Origin of the sequence: Streptomyces asiaticus, from assembly GCF_018138715.1 — a bacterium.
Taxonomy (GTDB): Bacteria; Actinomycetota; Actinomycetes; order Streptomycetales; family Streptomycetaceae; genus Streptomyces; species Streptomyces asiaticus.
This window is the reverse complement of record NZ_JAGSHX010000006.1, coordinates 8,317,822-8,338,619: the sequence shown is the minus strand read 5'-3', so window position 1 is coordinate 8,338,619 and position 20,798 is coordinate 8,317,822. Positions and strand designations below refer to the sequence as shown.

The 20,798-nt window shown below is 72.1% G+C and carries 1 protein-coding gene; it reads left to right on the top strand.

Translation table 11 applies throughout. The annotated features are described in order from the left end of the window. Nucleotides 1-237 precede the first annotated feature (237 nt). Nucleotides 238-20,748, top strand: a complete 20,511-nt coding sequence (locus KHP12_RS43460) for a type I polyketide synthase (RefSeq protein WP_211834518.1) — start codon at nt 238-240, stop codon at nt 20,746-20,748. Nucleotides 20,749-20,798 lie beyond the last annotated feature (50 nt).

The window sequence follows — 20,798 nt, the reverse complement described above, 5'->3', positions numbered from 1 at the left end:
GGCCATGGCGCGTCAGGGGGAATGAGGGGGATGTTTAGGGGACGGCCCGCTCGCTGCCGGAACAAGAATTTTCACCAACGGCGGCGAGCTCTTCCGAGCTCGCTGGAGCTTTCTCTCCCGGGCCTTCCTTCCCTCGGGCCGCGCGACCGGAGCGCGGCTGTCCCGCGCACGGGGCGATCCCGCGCGGGTCGGTCGCCGCTCCCGCGCGCCCTGCTTCGAACCGAGAGGTGTGGCGGCATGCTACGGACTGACCTGATCCGGCCGGTGCCGGAACTGCTCCAGGCCAACGCGGATCGCTTCGGTGACAAGCCGGCCTGTTCCGACGGCTACCGTACGGTCAGCCATGCCGAGCTCGAGCGCCGTACCCGGCGGCTGGCCGGTCATCTCGCCGGGCTGCGGCTGCATCCCGGCGACCGCGCGATGATCTGTCTGGGCAACCGCGTCGAGATGCTGGAGAGCTACTTCGGCGTCCTGCGCGCGAACGCCATCACGGTGCCGGTCAACCCGCGTTCGACCGATGCGGAGCTCTCGTATCTGCTCTCCGACAGCGGCGCCCGGCTGGTGCTCACCGACATCGCCCACGCCGATCAGTTCGACCGGCTGCGGGAGCGGTTCCCGGAGCTGAGGGTGGTGGTCAGCGGGGACGGCCCGCTGCCGGAGGGTTTCGTCGCGTTCGAGCCGCTGCCGGACACCGAACCGGAACTGGCGGCCCGCGACGACCTGGGCCTGGACGAGATCGCGTGGATGCTCTACACCTCGGGCACCACCGGCCTGCCGAAGGGCGTGCTGTCCACACAGCGGAACTGCCTGTGGTCCCTGGCCGCCTGCTACGTACCCGTGACGGGGCTGACCGCCGAGGACCGCGTGCTGTGGCCGCTTCCCCTCTTCCACAGCCTTTCGCACATCGTATGTCTGCTGGCGGCGACCGCCGTCGGGGCCAGCACCCGGATCGTGGACGGGGTGTCGACGGCCGATGTGCTGGAGGCACTGCGCGAGGACCGCTCGACCTTCGTCGCCGGAGTGCCGACGCTCTACCACCACCTGATCGAGGCGGCGCGGGATCGTGACTTCGCCGCGCCCCAGCTGCGGATCGCCCTCGTGGGCGGGGCAGTGGCCACGGCGGACCTGGTCAGGTCGTTCGAGTCCACCTTCGGGGTGCCGCTCGTCGACGCGTACGGCAGCACCGAGACGTGTGGCGCGATCGCGGCGAACTGGCCCACCGGCCAGCGGGTCGAGGGCTCGTGCGGGCTGCCGGTGCCGGGGCTGACGGTGCGGCTGGTGGACCCGGACACGGGGGTGGACGTTCCGGCCGGGCAGGAGGGCGAGTTCTGGGTGTCCGGGCCGAACATCATGGTCGGATACCACAACCAGCCGGAGGCGACGGCCGCGGCGCTGCGCGACGGCTGGTACCGCACCGGGGACCTCGGCCGCCGCGACAAGGCCGGGTTCTGCACGGTGACCGGCCGGATCAAGGAACTCATCATCCGCGCCGGGGAGAACATCCACCCGGGCGAGGTGGAGGCTGTGCTGCGCACCGTGCCCGGCGTGGCGGACGTGGCCGTGGTGGGCAAGCCGCACGCGGTGCTCGGCGAGGTGCCGGTGGCCTTCGTGGTACCCGGCCCGGACAGCTTCGACCCGTCGGCGCTGCTGGCCATGTGCCGCGAGCGGCTGTCGTACTTCAAGGTCCCGGAGGAGATCTACGAGATCGCCCGGGTGCCGCGCACCGCCTCGGGGAAGATCACCCGGCATGTGCTGCTGGAGCTGCCCGCACGGCTGCGGGCCGCCGGGGACGGCCAGTACGACTCGCTGCTGCGGCTGGACTGGGTGCCGCAGGCGGCGCTGCCGGACGCCCCGGTGGGGAACGGCACTTGGGCGCTGATGGACGCCGACGCGCTCGGCCTCGCGGAGGGGCTGCGGGGCGTTGGGGTGGACGTACGGGTGGTGGACGGCGCCGTTGTGGCGGACGACTGCCCGAGCCCGGATGTGGTCGTGGTGGCGCCCGCGGTGCGGAACATGTGGGACATACGGGACGAGGGGCAGGACCCGACCGGTGAGCTGACGGCCCGACTGGGCGCGTGGCTGGCCGACGACCGGCTGGCCGGGACGAGGTTCGTGGTGGCCACGACGGGCGCGGTCGCCACCGGCGCCGAGGAGGCCGCACCGGAGCCACTGGCGGCGGCGCTGTGGGGTGTGGTGCGGTCGCTGCAAGCCGCGTACCCCGGCCGACTGACGCTGGTGGACGTGGCCGGGAACGCGGACGTCGACGGGGACGGGGACGGGGACGGGGGCGTGTTCGCGGACGTCGCCGGGGACGGGGAGGACGGCCGGGAAGCCGCACTGCTGCGTGCCGTCGAGGACGGGCACGACCAGGCGGCGATCCGTACCGGCGTACTGCTGGTGCCGCGCCTGACCCGTGTCTCGGTCCCCGCGGAGCCGGACCCCGGCCCCGACCCCGCCCCGGCTCTCGACCCGGCTCTCGACCCGGACGGACTGGTCGTGATCAACGGTGGCGACACCGTCCGTGGCACCGCGCTGGCCCGCCACCTGGTGACCACGTACGGCGCCCGCCACCTGCTGCTGCTCGGCGCGAACGGTCTGCCGGAGGACGCGGCGGCCGCGTTGCGCACCGAGTTGGGACAGGAGGGCGCCCAGGTCTCGATGGCCGTGTGCGATCCGGCCGACCCGACGGCGCTGGACGCGGTGCTGGACGCACAGGACCGGCCGGTGACCGCCGCGGTGCACATCGAGGAGCCGGGCCCGGAGCGGTCGCTCGACGCGTCGCTGCGCGGCATGACACACCTGGACGAGCGGACCCGCCGGGCCGACCCGGCGCTGTTCGTCGTCGTCACCTCCGCCGCGGGTGTGCTGGGCTCACCGGGCCGCCCGGAGCGGGCGGCCGCCGACCAGTTCGGCGAGGCCCTGGTACGACGGCGCCGGGCGCTGGGCCTGGGCGGGCTGGCCCTGGCGTGGGGCCCGCTGCCGGGCGAGCAGGGCACGGCGCCGGTGGCCGGTGCCGTACCCCTGCCCGAGGCGCTGGCCCTCTTCGACGCGGCGCTGACCGCCGCCCAGGGCCCGCTGGTACTGCTCAGGCCGAGCACCACGGGGCTGCCGGGCGGCGAGCCGGTGCCCGCGGTGCTGCGACACCTGGTGGACGCGCCGTCCGGCGTACCGACGTCGGACGAGCCCGCCGTCGCGGAGTTCCGGCGGCGGCTGGAGGCCGAGAGCGAGTCCGGCCGGCAGCGCACGGCGCTGGCGCTGGTACGCGAACACGCCGCGGCGACGCTGGGGTTGGCCTCGGTCGACGCCGTTGAGGCCGACCAGGCGTTCAGCGCGTTCGGCTTCACCTCACTGACCGCCGTCGCGCTGAGGAACCGGCTGAACGCGGCCACCGGGGCACGGCTCGCCGCCACGGTGGTCTTCGACCACCCGAGCCCCGCCGCGCTGGCGCGGCATCTGGTGCGGGAGATCACCGGGAGGCGGCGGGAGCCAGAGCAGGCGCCGGTGCGGGCGCGCGGGGGGTCCGACGAGCCGGTGGCGATCGTCGCGATGGGCTGCCACCTCCCAGGTGAGGTCAGGACGCCCGACGACCTGTGGCGGCTGGTGGCCGACGGCCGGGACGCGATCGCCGGGTTTCCGGAGGACCGGGGCTGGGACCTGGCCGGGCTGTTCGACTCCGATCCGGACGCCGTGGGCACGTCCTACGTGCGCGAGGGCGGTTTCCTCAGCGACGCGGGCGGGTTCGACGCCGCGTTCTTCGGCATCTCGCCGCGTGAGGCGCTGGCGATGGACCCGCAGCAGCGGCTGCTGCTGGAGACGGCGTGGGAGACCTTCGAGAACGCCGGAATCGACCCGACGTCGCTGCACGGCACCGACGTCGGCGTGTTCAGCGGGGTGATGTACCACGACTACGGGTCCGACGCCGGGACCGCGGCGGAGGGCCTGGAGGGCCACCTCGGCGTGGGCAGCGCCGGGAGCGTCGTCTCCGGACGCGTGGCCTACGCACTGGGCCTGACCGGGCCCGCGGTGACCGTGGACACGGCCTGCTCGTCCTCGCTGGTGGCGCTGCATCTGGCGGTTCAGGCGGTGCGTACGGGCGAGTGCTCGTTGGCACTCGCCGGGGGTGTCGCGGTGATGAGCAGGCCGACGTCGTTCATCGAGTTCTCCCGCCAGCGCGGCCTCGCCCCCGACGGCCGGTGCAAGTCCTTCGCGGAGGGGGCCGATGGCACCAACTGGTCCGAGGGTGTCGGTCTGGTACTGCTGGAACGGCTCTCGGAGGCCCGCCGCAACGGGCATCAGGTGCTCGCCGTCGTACGCGGCACGGCCGTCAACCAGGACGGGGCCAGCAACGGCCTCACCGCGCCCAACGGCCCGTCCCAGGAACGGGTGATCCGGCAGGCGCTGGCGAACGCCGGGCTGGCGGTGGCCGATGTGGACGCGGTCGAGGCACACGGCACCGGTACGAGTCTCGGCGACCCGATCGAGGCCCAGGCGCTCCTGGCCACGTACGGGCAGGAACGGTCGGAGGATCAGCCGCTCTGGCTCGGTTCGTTGAAGTCCAACATCGGGCATGCGCAGGCGGCGGCGGGCGTGGCCGGTGTGATCAAGATGGTGCTGGCGATGCGGCACAACACGCTGCCCAAGACGTTGTACGCCGACGAGCCGACCAGCAAGGTGGACTGGGCTTCGGGTGCGGTGTCGCTGCTGTCCGAGTCGCGGGCGTGGCCGGAGAAGGGGCGCCCGCGTCGCGCGGGGATCTCGTCGTTCGGCGTCAGTGGGACGAACGCGCATGTGATCCTGGAGCAGGCGCCGGAAGTCGCCGTGGCTGAGGCGGAGTCGGAGTCGGATGGCGCGGATGCGCCTGGTCTGGTGGCCACGGGTGGGGTGGTGCCGTGGCTGCTGTCCGGCAAGACCCCGGCGGCACTACGCGCCCAGGCGGAACGCCTGGTCAGCCACCTGGAGACGGGCGCTGCTCCGCGTGCGGTCGATGTGGGCTGGTCACTGGCCACCACCCGCGCCGCCCTGGAACACCGCGCAGTCATCCTCGCCACGGACACCAACGGAGGCACGGCAACCGCCCGCGCCCTCGCGGAAGGACGACCCGACCCACTCCTGATCACCGGACAGACCGGGACGGATGGCAAGACCGCGTTCGTCTTCCCCGGTCAGGGCGCCCAGTGGGTCGGAATGGGAGCCCAACTCCTACAGACCTCTACCGTGTTCGCCGAACGCCTCCTCGAATGTGCCGAGGCCCTGGCCCCGTACACCGACTGGTCGCTCATCGACGTCATCACCGGCGTACCCGACGCGCCGAGCCTCGAGCGAGTCGATGTCGTCCAGCCCGCCACCTTCGCCGTCGTCGTCTCCCTCGCCGCCCTCTGGCAGTCCGTAGGCATCCACCCCGACGCCGTCATCGGCCACTCCCAAGGCGAAATCGCCGCCGCCCACGTCGCCGGACACCTCACCCTCCCCACCGCCGCCAAAATCATCGCCCTCCGCAGCCAGACCATCGCCCACCACCTCGCCGGACACGGCGGCATGATGTCCCTCGCCACCCCCGCCCACACCATCAACCTCACCAACTGGCACGGCAAACTCTGGATCGCCGCCCACAACGGCCCCAACGCCACCGTCATCGCAGGCGACACCGACGCCCTCCACCAACTCCACACCCACTACACCGACCAGGGCATCAGGGCCCGCATCATCCCCGTCGACTACGCCTCCCACACCGGACACGTCGACACCATCCAAGACCACCTACACCACGCACTCGCAGACATCACCGCCTCCCCCGGCACCATCCCCTGGCTCTCCACCGTCACCGGCCAGTGGATCGAACCCAACACCCTCGACAGCGACTACTGGTACCGCAACCTCCGCCAAACCGTGCAGTTCGAGCACACCATCCGCACCCTCGCCGACAACGGCTACCGCACCTACATCGAAGTCAGCCCCCACCCCGTCCTCACCACCGCCATCCAAGAAACCCTCGAAACCACCAACACCCCCCACACCACCACCGTCACCGGCACCCTCCGCCGCGACGACGACACCCCCACCCGCTTCCTCACCCACCTCGCCCACCTCACCACCCACGGCCACACCCCCAACTGGACCACCCTCTACACCACCACCAACCCCCACCCCACACCCCTCCCCACCTACCCCTTCCAACACCACCACTACTGGCTCACCCGCGCCACCAGCACGGGCGATGTGAGTGCCGTGGGTCTTCAGGACACCGGACACCCGCTGGCCGGGGCCGTGGTGAGCGTGCCCGACACCGGTGGTGTGATGCTCACAGGGCAGCTGTCGCTGACCACCCATCCGTGGCTGGCCGACCACGCCGTGTCCGGAACTGTGCTGCTGCCCGGCACCGCGATGGCCGAACTCGCCATCCGGGCCGGGGACGAGACCGACACCCCCACCCTGGAAGAGCTCGTCATCGGCCAGCCGATGACGTTGCCCGAAGACGGTGCGCTCCAGGTCCAGGTGCTGGTCGGCGGCGCGGAGGACGGGCGCCGCAGCGTGCGGGTCTACTCCCGCGCCGACGCGGCCCAGGAGTGGCTGGAGCACGCCTCGGGCACTCTCGCCACGCAGCCGGACGGCTCGGCTGAGGACGGCATGCGGGACGACACGCAGGACGGCACCGCCGAGTGGCCGCCGCCCGGTGTCGAGCCGATCGCTCTGGACGACTTCTACGACAAGCTCGCCCAGGCCGGGTACGAGTACGGGCCCGCGTTCCGCGGTCTGAAGGCGGTGTGGAAGCGCGACGGCGAGGTGTTCGCGGAGGCCGCGCTGCCGGAGGACCAGACGGAGACCGCCGGACGGTTCGGCATTCACCCGGCACTGCTGGACGCCGCGTTGCACGCGAGCAACTTCTGCGTCCCCCCAACCCCGGGCCAGACGCCACTCCCCTTCGTATGGAACGACGTACGGCTGCTGGCGACGGGAGCCACCGCCGTCCGCGTACGCGCCCGCGCCACCGGCACGGATTCGTTCACCATCAGCCTGTTCGACAGCACCGGAGCCCCCGTCGCCTCGGTGGACTCCCTGGTGCTCCGGGCGATCAGTCCCGAACAGCTCGCCGCCGCCTCCAGTGGCGCCGATCGGTCCGCTGACGCGCTGTTCACGCTGGATTGGACCGAGCACCCGGTCACCGCCGACACCGAGGTCTCGTGGGCCACCCTCGACGACGCCCACGTGGACGCGCTGGTCGCGGGCGAGGACCGGCCCGAGGCCGTGCTCATCGACACCACGCTCTGGACCACCGAGGACACCGTCCTGCCCGCGCGGACCCGGGGCCTGGCCACGCGCGCACTGAATCTGGTGCAGCGGTGGGTCGGCCAACCCGAACTCACCGACACCCGGCTGATATTGCGCACCCATGGCGCGGTGTCCGTACACGACACCGCCGAGGTCACCGATCCGGCCGCTGCCGCGATCTGGGGCCTGGTCCGCTCCGCCCAGTCCGAACACCCCGGCCGTATCACCCTGGTGGACGCCGACGACGTGTCGCGGGAGGCCCTGTCCGCCGCGGTGGCGTCCGGCGAACCGCAGTTGGCGCTGCGCCGTGGGGTGCTGTGGGTGCCGCGTCTGGTGCGGTCGCCGCGGGGTCTCGCCGTACCCGAGCACGACCACTGGTACCTGGACGTCTCGGAGAAGGGCAGCCTGGAGAACCTGGTGCTGCGGCCGGGCCCGGAGGCGACCGCGCCACTGGCCACCGGTCAGGTCCGGATCGAAGTCCGCGCCGCCGGTCAGAACTTCCGGGACGTGCTCGTCGCGCTCGGCGGCGTGGCGGATCAGGAGGGCCTGGGCGGCGAGGGCGCCGGTGTGGTGACCGAGGTCGGCCCGGGTGTCGAGGGCCTGGCCGTGGGCGACCGGGTGATGGGTCTGTTCCCCCGCTCCTTCGGCCCGCTGGCCACCGCGGACGCCCGAACCGTGGCGCCGATCCCCGAGGGCTGGTCGTACGCCACCGCCGCCGGTGTGCCGGTGGCCTATCTGACGGCGCTGTACGGGCTGCGGGACCTGGGCGGCATCCAGCCGGGTGAGACGTTGCTGGTGCATGCCGCCGCGGGCGGGGTGGGTATGGCGGCCGTCCAGCTGGCACGGCACTTCGGCGCCACCGTGTACGCCACCGCCCATCCGTCGAAGCACCATGTGCTGACCGCGCTGGGAGTGCCGGAGGAGCGTCTGGCGTCCAGCCGCGACCTCGGTTTCGCCTCGGCGTTTCCCGCGCTGGACGTGGTGCTGAACTCCCTCACCGGCGAGTTCGTGGACACCTCACTGGGGCTGCTCGGCACCGGTGGCCGGTTCGTGGAGATGGGCAAGAACGACATCCGCGATCCCGCAGCGGTCGCCGAGGCACATCCCGGTGTCGGTTACCAGGCGTTCGACCTGGGAAGCGACGCGGGGCCGGACCGCATCCGGGAGTTGCTCGCGGAGTTGGTGGAGCTGTTCCGTCAGGGTGCGATCCAGCCGCTGCCCGTACGGCACTGGGACATCACCCAGGCGCCGACGGCCTTCCGCTGGATGAGCCAGGGCCGTCACACCGGCAAGCTCGTGCTCACCCTCCCCCGCGCCCTGGACCCCGACGGCACCGTCCTGGTCACCGGCGGCACCGGCACCCTCGGCGCCACCATCGCCCGCCACCTCATCACCCACCACGGCGCACGCCATCTGCTCCTGGTCAGCCGCCAGGGCCCCGACGCCCCCGGCGCCACGGACCTCACCACCGAACTCACCGAACTCGGCGCACACATCCGCATCGCCGCCTGCGACACCGCCGACCGAGACCAACTCGCCGCCGCCCTCGCCACCATCCCGGCCGACCACCCCCTCACCGCCGTGGTCCACACCGCCGGCACCCTGGACGACGGCATCCTCACCGCACTCACCCCCGACCGCCTCGACACCGTCTTCCGCCCCAAGGTCGACGCGATCACCCACCTCCACGACCTCACCCACGACAACCACGACCTGGCGGCGTTCGTCATCTACTCCTCCGCCGCCGGGGTCCTCGGCAACGCGGGCCAGGCCAACTACGCCGCCGCCAACGCCTTCCTCGACGCCTTCGCCCAGTGGCGGCACGCCCGCCACCAGCCCGCCACCTCGCTGGCGTGGGGGCTGTGGAGCGACACCAGCACGCTCACGGCGACGATGGACGCCACCGACGTACGCCGCACCCGGCGCGCGGGGGTGCTGGGCATGGACAACGCCGAGGCGCTGCGGGTGTTCGACACCGGGCTGCGGTCCGGACTGCCCGCGCTCATGGCCGCGAAAGTCGACCTCGCCGCCCTCCGCGCGCCGGACGCCGAGGTGTCCCCGCTGCTGCGCGGGCTGGCACGGCCGGTGCGGCGCACAGCGCGGGCCGTGGCCACCGCGTCGGCGGCCGGTGGTCTGTCGGGGCAGCTGGCCGGGCTGTCACCCGCCGGGCAGCGGGAGTTCCTGCTCACCCTGGTGCGGGCGGAGGCCGCAGTGGTCCTCGGCCACACCGGTCCTGAGGCGATCGAGCCGACAGTAGCGTTCAAGGAGATGGGCTTCGACTCACTGACGGCCGTCGAGCTGCGCAACCGGCTCAACTCGGCGACGGAGCTGCGCTTGCCCGCGACGTCGCTCTTCGACCACCCGACCCCGGTCCTCCTCGCCGATCTGCTCCACACCGAGCTCGGCGGCGGTCCGGCACCCGCCGCCGCGACCCCGGTGACCGTGCGCACCGGCGCCGCAGCGGACGAGCCGATCGCCGTGGTGGCGATGAGCTGCCGGCTGCCGGGCGGGGTGACCGACCCGGACGGGCTGTGGGACCTGCTGCTCGGCGAGCGCGATGGCATCACCGACTTCCCCCGCGACCGGGGCTGGGACCTGGAAGCGCTGTTCGACGCGGACCCGGACCACAGTGGCACCTCCTATGTGCTGCGCGGCGGGTTCCTCGAGGACGCGGCCGGTTTCGACGCGGACTTCTTCGGCATCTCGCCACGTGAGGCGCTGGCGATGGACCCGCAGCAACGGCTGTTCCTGGAGGCCTGCTGGGAGACGTTCGAGCGGGCGGGCATGGATCCGACGGCGGTGGGAGGCCGGGACATCGGCGTGTTCGCCGGTGTCATCAACCAGGACTACGGCGTGCGCGGCGGACCCGCCCCCGAGGACCTGGAGGGCTACATGCTCACCGGCTCGGCGACGAGTGTCGCCTCCGGCCGGGTGGCGTATGTGCTGGGCCTGGAGGGCCCGGCGGTCACGGTGGACACGGCGTGCTCCTCCTCGCTGGTGGCCATGCACTGGGCCGTACAGGCGCTGCGGCAGGGCGAGTGCTCGATGGCGCTGACCGGGGGCGCCACGGTGATGGGGCGTGCCTCGGCGTTCGTGGAGTTCTCACGCCAGCGCGGTCTGGCGCCGGACGGCCTGTGCAAGGCGTTCGGCGCGGGTGCGGACGGCACGACCTTCAGCGAGGGCGTCGGCGTACTGTTGCTGGAGCGGCTGTCCGACGCCCGCCGCAACGGCCATGAGGTGCTGGCCGTGATCCGCGGTACGGCGGTGAACCAGGACGGCGCGAGCAACGGCCTCACCGCGCCGAACGGGCCGTCGCAGCAGCGGGTGATCCGGCAGGCGCTGGCGAACGCGGGGCTGTCGGGCGCCGATATCGACGCGGTCGAGGCCCACGGCACCGGCACCGCCCTCGGTGACCCCATCGAGGCCCAGGCCCTCCTGGCCACTTACGGACAGGACCGCCCGGGGGACGAGCCGGTGTGGCTCGGTTCGCTGAAGTCCAACACCGGACACACACTGGCCGCGGCGGGCGTGTCCAGTGTCATCAAGATGGTGCTGGCGATGCGGCACGGCACGCTGCCGCGGTCCCTGCACGCCGACGAGCCGACGCCTGAGGTGGATTGGGCGTCGGGCGCGGTGTCCCTGCTCACCGAGGCCCGGCCCTGGCCGGAGACCGGGCACCTCCGCCGAGCCGGGATCTCCTCCTTCGGTATCAGCGGCACCAACGCCCATCTCATCCTGGAGCAGGCACCCGAACCGGAGCCCGAAGCCGCGCCGAAGCCGGACGACGGTGCGGACGCCCCCGGGCTCGTGGCGACCGGCGGGGCCGTGCCCTGGGTCCTGTCCGCCAGGACTCCGGCAGCCCTACGGGCTCAGGCCCAACGCCTGCTGGACCACCTGGAATCCGGCGTGACCGCACAGCCGCTGGACATCGGCTGGTCCCTGGCCACCACCCGCACCCTCCACGACCACCGCGCCGTCATCATGACCGACACCGAGGGCAGTGAGGCCACGGCCGCGCTCACCGCCCTCGCGGCTGAACAACCCCACCCCCGCCTCACCACCGGCCACGCCACCACCCGCGGCAAGACGGTCTTTGTCTTCCCCGGTCAGGGCGCCCAGTGGACAGGCATGGGAGCCCAACTCCTCCAGACCTCACCGGTCTTCGCGGCCCGGCTGAACGAGTGTGCCGAGGCCCTGGCTCCCTACACCGACTGGTCGCTGATCGACGTCATCACCGGCGCACCCGACGCACCCTCACTCGACCGCGTCGACGTCCTCCAGCCCACCACCTTCGCCATCATGGTCTCCCTCGCCGCACTCTGGCAGGCCAACGGCATCCACCCCGACGCCGTCATCGGCCACTCCCAAGGCGAAATCGCCGCCGCCCACATCGCCGGACACCTCACCCTCCCCACCGCCGCCAAAATCGTCACCCTCCGCAGCCAAACCATCGCCCACCACCTCACCGGACACGGCGGCATGATGTCCGTCCTCACCTCACAAGAATGGATCCAGGAAGCACTGGCCCCCTGGGACGGACGCCTGTGGATCGCCGCCGTCAACGGCCCCGCCTCCATCTCCATATCCGGAGACCCCGACGCACTCACCGAATTCGGCAAAACCCTCTCCAAAGCCAAGATCTACCGCTGGCAACTCCCCGGCGTCGACTTCGCCGGACACTCCGGACACGTCAACACCATCAAAGACCAACTCCACCAGGTACTCGACGGCGTCACCGCCACACCCGGCCACACCGCCTGGATGTCCACCGTCACCGCCGACTGGGCCGACCCCACCCACATCACCACCGACTACTGGTACCGCAACCTCCACGACACCGTCCGCTTCCACCAAGCCACCCAAAACCTCCTCAACCACGGCTACCGCACCTTCATCGAGGTCAGCACCCACCCCGTCCTCACCACCGCCATCCAAGACACCACCGAAACCCACCCCCACCTACAAACCACCATCACCGGCACCCTCCGACGCGACGACGACAGCCCCCACCGCTTCCTCACCCACCTCGCCGAACTCACCACCACCGGAACACCAGTCCACTGGCCCACCCTCTTCGCCGGCTCCGGAGCCCGTAAAGTACCCCTGCCCACCTACCCCTTCCAGCACCAGCACTACTGGCTGGCCGCCACCGGCCATCCCGGGGACGTCGGTTCCGTCGGCCTGCGCGAGGCGGCGCATCCGCTGCTGGGGGCCGTGGTCAGCGTGCCGGACACCGGAGGCGTGCTGCTCACCGGGCGGCTGGCGCCGTCGGCGCAGTCCTGGCTGGCCGACCATATGCTGTCGGGCGTCGCCCTGGTGCCGGGTACGGCGATCGTGGAACTGGCCGTACGTGCGGGGGACGAGACCGGTACCCCGGTGCTGGAGGAGCTGGTCCTCGGCCGGCCCATGCAGCTGCCCGAGGACGGCGCGCTTCAGGTGCAGGTCCTGGTCGGTGCGGCCGAGGACGACGAGCGGCGTGCGGTACGGGTCTACTCCCGCCCCGACGAGTCCGAGCCCTGGGTCGAGCACGCCTCGGGCATGCTGTCCCCGCAGGTGGTCGCTCCCGTCGAAACTCCCGTCGAGGCGGAGCGGCAGTGGCCGCCCGCCGGGGCGGAGCCCGTTGCCCTGGAGGGCTTCTACGACCGCCTGGCCGAGGCGGGTTATGAGTACGGGCCGGTGTTCCGCGGGCTGACCGCCGCGTGGACCCACGACGGTGAGGTGTTCGCCGAGATCGCCCTCGGTGAGGAGCAGCACGAACTGGCGGGCCGCTTCGGCATCCATCCGGCGCTGCTGGACGCCGCGCTGCACGCGAGCAACTTCTGCCCGGGCCATGAGCCCGGTGGTGCGACGTATCTTCCGTTCTCGTGGAACGGCGTGCGGTTGCACGCCAGCGGCGCCACCGCCCTGCGGGTGCGGGCCACCTCCACCGGGCCGGACAACCTGTCACTGCACGCGACCGATCCGCACGGCGTGCCCGTGGTGACCATCGGATCGCTGGTGCTGAGGGAGACCAACGCGGAGCAGCTCCGCAGCACATCGCCCTCGTCCAGCGCGGACTCCCAGTTCACCGTGGAGTGGACCGAGCATCCCCTTGCCCGCAACGAGGTGACGTGGGCGGAGCTGGACGCCGTGCACGACGACGACACGTGGCCGCCGGTGGTCGTGGCCGACACCCGGGCGTACGGCACGGAAGGTGGCGAACTGCCGGAGCGCGCCCGTGCGCTGACCGGCCGGGCACTGGCCGCGATACAGCGTCTGATCAGCGACGACGGACTCGCCGACAGCCGCTTGGTGGTGCTCACCGGAGGCGGCATGGCGGTGCATGACGACGCCGAGGTCACCGACCCGGCCGCCGCCGCGGTGTGGGGCCTGGTGCGCGCCGCGCAGGCCGAACACCCGGGCCGGGTGTACGTCATCGACACCGATGACCGGTCGGCCGAGGCCCTGCCCGCCGCGCTGGCCACGGAGGAACCCCAGCTCGCGCTGCGTGGCGGAACCGCGTGGGCGCCACGCCTGGTGCGTACGCGCCCGGGACTTGCGGTACCGGCAGTCGCCGCGTGGCGTCTGGACGTCACCGAACACGGCACGCTGGAGAACCTCGCCCTGGTGCCCCACCCCCCGGCGGAGGCGCCGCTGGAGGCGGGCCAGGTGCGGATCGCGGTGCGCGCCGCCGGTCAGAACTTCCGCGATGTGCTCATCGCCCTCGGGATGTACGAGGCGGAGATCGGTACCGAGGGCGCCGGTGTGGTGACCGAGGTCGGCCCGGGTGTGGCGGACCTGGCCGTGGGCGACCGGGTGATGGGCATGCTGCCCGGTTCGTTCGGACCGCTGGTGGTGGCGGACCGGCGGACGGTCGTACGGATGCCGCGCGACTGGTCGTTCACGGCGGCGGCAGGGGTGCCGGTCGCCTACCTCACCGCGCTGTACGCGCTGCGGGACCTGGGCCACGTCCAGCCGGGCGAGACGGTGCTGGTGCATGCCGCCGCCGGTGGTGTCGGCATGGCCGCCGTACACCTCGCCCACCACTTCGGCGCCACCGTCCTCGCCACTGCCCACCCCGCCAAACACCACATCCTCGAACGGCTCGGCGTGCCCGAGGAGCGGCGCGCGTCCAGCCGCGACCTCACCTACGCCCGCACCTTCCCCGCCGCCGACCTCGTCCTCAACTCCCTCACCGGCGAACACATCGACGCCTCGCTGGGGCTGCTCAACTCCGGCGGCCGGTTCATCGAGATGGGGCGCACCGACATCCGGGACGCGGACGAGGTGAGCGCCACCCACCCGGACCGCACATATCGCGCGTTCGACCTGGGCGCGGACGCGGGGCCGGACCGCATCCAGGAGCTGCTGGTCGAGCTGGTGGACCTGTTCGAGCGGGGCCTGATTCCCCCGCTGCCCACCCGGCCGTGGGACATCACCCGCGCCCCCGACGCGTTCCGCTGGATGAGCCAGGGCCGCCACACCGGCAAGATCGTGCTCACCCTCCCCCGCGCCCTCGACCCCGAGGGCACCGTCCTGGTCACCGGTGGCACCGGTACCCTCGGCTCCGCCATCGCCCGCCACCTCGTCACCCATCACGGCGTACGCCACCTGGTCCTCGCAAGCCGCCAGGGGCCGAACGCACCCGGCGCGGCCGACCTCCACGACGAGCTGACCGCACTCGGCACGCGGGTGCACATCACCGCCCGGGACATCGCCGACCGCGACCAACTCGCCACCGTCCTCGCCGACATCCCGGCCGACCACCCCCTCACCGGCGTCGTGCACACCGCCGGCGCCCTCGCCGACGGCATCATCACCAGCCTCGACCCCGACCGCATCGACACCGTCTTCCGCCCCAAAGTCGACGCGGTCACCCATCTGCACGACCTCACGCACCACCACGACCTGGCCCTCTTCGCCGTGTACTCCTCCGCCGCCGGAATCCTCGGAAACGCGGGCCAGGCCAACTACGCCGCGGCCAACACCTTCCTCGACGCCTTCGTGCAGCGGCGGCGCGCGGCGGGGCTGGCCGGGCTGTCCCTGGCCTGGGGCCTGTGGGCGGAGGCCAGCGAGCTGTCCGCCGCGCTGGTCACGGCGAACCGGGAGCGCGGCAAGCACGGTGTCGTCCGCCCGATGAGCACCGAACACGCGCTGAGCCTCTTCGACAGCGCTCTCGGCCTGGGGTTGTCCCTGGTCGTACCGGCAAAGCTGGACACCGCGAAGCCGGCTTCCGGCGCGCTGCGGGACGAGCCCGCTCCGGGCGATGTGTCGCCCCTGCTCACCGGCCTCGTCCGGCCGACCCGGCGCACCCTGCGGTCCATGGCGGGCGCATCGGCCGAGGGTGGTCTTACGGCCCGGCTGGCGGCGCTGTCCGAGGCCGATCAGCACCGGCTGCTGCTGGACCTGGTACGCGACCACACGGCGACCGTGCTCGGGCACACCGGGAAGGACGCCGTGGACGCCCGGCGTGCGTTCAGCGAGATCGGCGTCGACTCGCTCATCGCGGTGGAACTGCGCAACCGGCTCTCGGGCGCGACGGGGCTGCGCCTGCCCGCGACGGTCGTGTTCGACTACGCGACACCGGAGGCGATGGCCACGCATCTGCGGTCCGTGGTGGCCGGGGACGCGGCCTCGCCGTCAACATCGGCGGTGGTACGCGCCTCGGCGGTGGACCCGGCGGACGACCCGGTGGCCATCGTGTCGATGAACTGCCGACTGCCCGGCGAGGTCACCGGCCCGGAGGAGCTCTGGGATCTGGTGTCCCAGGGCCGGGACGCGATCGGCCCGTTCCCCTCGGACCGGGGCTGGGACCTGGAAACACTCTTCGACCTCGATCCGGACGCCGTGGGCAAGTCGTATGTGCGCGAGGGCGGATTCCTCAGCGGCGCGGGCGAGTTCGACGCCGAGTTCTTCGGCATCTCGCCGCGTGAGGCGCTGGCGATGGACCCGCAGCAGCGGCTGCTCGCCGAGACCTCGTGGGAGCTGTTCGAACGGGCGGGCATCGACCCGATGTCCGTGCGCGGGCGGGCCGTCGGGGTGTTCGCCGGGGTCATCGACCAGGGGTACATCGGCCACTCCGAGGCGTCCCCGCCGGAGTTGGAGGGCTATCTGATGACCGGTAGCACCACGAGTGTGGCCTCCGGTCGGGTGGCCTATCTGCTGGGCCTGGAAGGCCCCGCGGTGACGGTGGACACGGCGTGCTCGTCGTCGCTGGTGGCGCTGCACCTGGCCGTACAGGCGCTGCGGGCGGGCGAGTGCTCGATGGCGCTCGCCGGTGGCGTGACGGTGATCGCCAAGCCCAGCGGCTTCATCAGCTTCTCCCGCCAGCGCGGACTCGCCCCTGACGGCCGCAGCAAGTCCTTCAGCGAGGGCGCCGACGGCACGACCTTCAGCGAGGGTATTGGGCTGGTGCTGCTGGAACGGCTCTCCGACGCCCGCCGCAACGGCCACGAGGTGCTGGCCGTGATCCGCGGTACGGCGGTGAACCAGGACGGCGCGAGCAACGGCCTCACCGCGCCCAATGGCCCCTCCCAGCAGCGGGTGATTCGGCAGGCGCTGGCGAACGCCGGGCTGTCGGCGGCCGATGTGGACGCGGTCGAGGCGCATGGCACCGGCACCGCCCTCGGCGACCCGATCGAGGCTCAGGCACTTCTCGCCACGTACGGGCAGGGGCGCGCGGGGGACGAGCCGCTCTGGCTCGGGTCTCTGAAGTCCAACCTCGGCCACACCCAGGCCGCCGCTGGCATCGCGGGCCTCATCAAGATGGTGCTGGCGATGCGGCACGGCACGCTTCCGCAGTCCCTGCATGCCGACGAGCCCACCACCAAGGTGGACTGGGCTTCGGGTGCGGTGTCGCTGCTGTCCGAGTCGCGGGCGTGGCCGGAGACCGGCCGCCGGCGACGAGCCGGGATCTCGTCCTTCGGTATCAGTGGGACGAACGCGCATGTGATCCTGGAGCAGGCGCCGGAAGTCGCCGTGGCTGAGGCGGAGTCGGAGCCGGATGGCTCGGATGCGCCTGGTCTGGTGGCCACGGGCGGGGTGGTGCCGTGGATGCTGTCCGGCAAGACCCCGGCGGCGCTGCGCGCCCAGGCGGAGCGCCTGGTCAGCCACCTGGAGACGGGCGATGCTCCGCGTGCGGTCGATGTGGGCTGGTCACTGGCCACCACCCGCGCCGCCCTGGAACACCGCGCAGTCATCCTCGCCACGGACACCAACGGAGGCACGGCAACCGCCCGCGCCCTGGCGGAAGGACGACCCGACCCACTCCTGATCACCGGACAGACCGGGACGGATGGCAAGACCGTGTTCGTCTTCCCCGGTCAGGGCGCCCAATGGGTCGGCATGGGAGCACAGCTCCTGAAGACCTCACCAGTCTTCGCCGCCCGGCTGAACGAATGCGCCGAGGCCCTGGCGCCGTATACCGACTGGTCGCTGATCGACGTCATCACCGGCGTACCCGACGCCCCTTCGCTCGAGCGTGTCGATGTCGTCCAGCCCGCCACCTTCGCCGTCGTCGTCTCCCTCGCCGCCCTCTGGCAGTCCGTGGGCATCCACCCCGACGCCGTCATCGGCCACTCCCAAGGCGAAATCGCCGCCGCCTGCGTCGCCGGACACCTCACCCTGCCCACCGCCGCCAAAATCGTCGCCCTCCGCAGTCAGACCATCGCCCACCACCTCGCCGGACACGGCGGCATGATGTCCGTCCTCACCTCACGAGCAGAAGTCGAGGAAGCACTCGCCCCGTGGCAGGGCCGACTCTGGATCGCCGCGCACAACAGCCCTCAGTCAACCGTCGTCGCAGGCGACACCGACGCCCTCCACGATTTGCACGCCCACTACACCGACCAGGGCATCAGGGCCCGCATCATCCCCGTCGACTACGCCTCCCACACCGGACACGTCGACACCATCAAGAACGAACTCCACCAGACCCTGGCCGACATCACCGCCTCCCCCGGCACCATCCCCTGGCTCTCCACCGTCACCGGCCAGTGGGTAGAAGCCGACACGCTCGACAGCGACTACTGGTACCGCAACCTCCGCCAGACCGTCCAGTTCGAGCACACCATCCACACCCTCGCCGACGACGGCTACCGCACCTACATCGAAGTCAGCCCCCACCCCGTCCTCACCACCGCCATCCAAGAAACCCTCGAAACCACCAACACCCCCCACACCACCACCGTCACCGGCACCCTCCGCCGCGACGACGACACCCCCACCCGCTTCCTCACCCACCTCGCCCACCTCACCACCCACGGCCACACCCCCAACTGGACCACCCTCTACACCACCACCAACCCCCACCCCACACCCCTCCCCACCTACCCCTTCCAACACCACCACTACTGGCTCACGCCGTCCGAGGTGCCGGAGGCGGTGGCCGACGGGGTGTTCTGGGACGCCGTGGAGCGGGGCGACCTGTCCTCCCTCGCCGATTCGCTCGGTGTCGAGGAGAAGGCGCTGGAGCCCGTTCTGCCGGGGCTGACATCGTGGCGGCGGCGCAACCAGGACCAGTCCACCGTGGACAGTTGGTCGTACCGCATCGCGTGGGATCCGGTGGCGACCGGGGAGCCGCCGATACTGCCGGGAACGTGGCTGGTGGTCGTCCCCTCGCCACAGGCGGACGACGCCTCGGTGACGGGCGTGGTCGCCGCCCTGGCCGAGCACGGCGCCGACCCCGTGGTGGTCGAGGTGGACACCGTGGAGCGGGCGGAGCTGACCGCGCGCCTGCGGGAGCGGATGTCCGACGACTCCGATGACGAGTACGCCGGCGTGGTGTCCCTGCTGGCATGGGACGAGCGGATCTGCGAACCCGGCACCCTTTCCCGGGGCGTGGCGGCCACGGTGGCGCTGATGCAGGCCGTGGAGGAGATCGGGCTCGCCGCTCCCCTGTGGTGCGTGACCCGTGGCGCGGTGGCCGTGCGTGAGCTGTCCGAGGTGACCAGCGAGTTCCAGCCGCTGGTCTGGGGGATGGGCGTGGTACAGGGGCTGGACCAGCCGTCCACCTGGGGCGGGATCGTCGATCTGCCGCAGACGCCGGACGGGCCGGCTCTCGCACGGCTGTGCGCGGTCCTCGCCGGAGTGGACGCGGAGGACCAGGTGGCGGTGCGCGCGTCGGGGGTGTTCGCCCGGCGGATGCGGCGCGAACCGGTGGCCTCGGCGCCGGTGTGGCAGCCACGGGACACGGTGCTGATCACCGGTGGCACCGGCGGGCTCGGTTCGTACGTGGCCCGTTGGGCCGCGGGCCACGGCGCCCGGCATGTGGTGCTGCTCAGCCGCCAGGGTGCCCAGGCACCGGGCGCGGCGGAGCTGGAGGCCGAGCTGACCGCACTGGGCTCGGACGTGACCATCGCGGCCTGCGATGTGACCGACCGGGAGCAGCTCGCCGCCGTACTGGCGGAGCTCCCGGACGGCGCGCCGCTGTCGGCCGTGGTCCATGCCGCGGGGCTGGCGCTGCCGGAGAAGCCGCTGTCGAAGATGACACTCGCCGAGTTCGCCGATATCGGCCGGGCGAAGATCGCCGGGGCGCGACACCTCGACGACCTGTTGTGGGAACGGGAGTTGGACGCCTTCGTCCTCTTCTCGTCCGGTGCGGCGGCCTGGGGCAGTGGCGGCCAGAGCGCCTACGCGGCCGGCAACGCCTACCTCGACGCGCTGGCGCAGCGCCGCCGCGCCCGGGGGCTGGCCGCCACGTCGGTGGCCTGGGGCGCCTGGGGCGGCGGCCTCGGCACCATCGACGAGATGATGGGCGCGCAGTGGCGTCGTACGGGTCTGATGACCATGGATCCGCGGCTGGCCGCGCTGGCGATGGCACACACGGTGGGCAGCGGCACCGCCCACGGCGTGGTGGCCGACATCGACTGGGAACGGTTCGCCCCCGGCTACACCATGGCCCGGTTCCGGCCCCTGCTGCGGGGTCTGCCCGACGTCATCGACCTGCTGGCCGAGGACGCGCCCGAGGACGGCGCGGGACAGTCGGAGCTGGTCGCACGGCTGGCCGGGCTGAGCCCCGAGGACCAGGAGCGGCTGCTCACCGAGCTGGTGCAGGCGGAGGCCGCGGCCGTGCTCGGACACGCGAGCGCCGACGCCACCGGGGACCGTCCGTTCAGCGAGATCGGATTCGACTCGCTGACCGCGGTGGAACTGCGCAACCGCCTCAACGCCGCCACAGGGCTGCGGCTGCCCGCCACGATGGTGTTCGACCACCCGCGGCCCAGTGTGCTGGCCCGTCGCATCCGCACCGAACTCGGCCAGACCGACACCTCGTCGGTGGACTCGGTGCTGGCCGAGCTGGAACGGCTGGAGGCCAGTCTGGTGGCGCTGCCGAAGGAGAAGATCGAACGCGCCCGGATCACCTCACGGTTGCAGCGGATGACCACCAAGGTCGCCGAGATCGAGGCGGTCGGCGTGAACGGCGACACCGTCACCGAACGACTCGACACGGCGAGCGCCGACGATGTGTTCGCCTTCATCGACCAGGAGTTCGGCATGGACTGATTCCCCTCTCGTCTCCGCTCACCGATTTCACCCACGAGGCTCTTGACGAG